The sequence below is a fragment of the Lysinibacillus sp. GbtcB16 genome (assembly GCF_019091145.1).
GTDB lineage: Bacteria > Bacillota > Bacilli > Bacillales_A > Planococcaceae > Lysinibacillus > Lysinibacillus fusiformis.
In genome coordinates this window covers 1-265 of sequence record NZ_JAGXJV010000476.1, presented here as the reverse complement: position 1 = coordinate 265, position 265 = coordinate 1, and the positions used below count along the sequence as shown (strand labels likewise).

General features: G+C 50.6%; 1 protein-coding gene. It reads left to right on the top strand.

The features are described from left to right. A partial coding sequence (locus KVT27_RS24965) for a response regulator (protein ID WP_217582205.1) occupies positions 1-265 on the top strand: 265 nt, incomplete at both ends.

Genomic DNA, 265 nt, shown 5'->3' with positions numbered 1-265 from the left:
CGTAGATGATGAACCCAATATCGCCGAAGTCGTCCGGTTATATTTGGAGCATGCCAATTATGAAGCGCTTTTGCTCTCGCGCGGGCAGGAAGTGCTTCGGACGATTGTTGAAGAGAGGCCAAGCTTGGTGCTGCTGGATATCATGCTGCCGGATGTTTCGGGGTATGAGCTGTGTGAGCAGATCCGCAAGATGGAAGCGCCGTATCATCAGACACCGATCATTTTCTTGACAGCCAAAGGGGAATCCATTGATAAACTGAGAGGA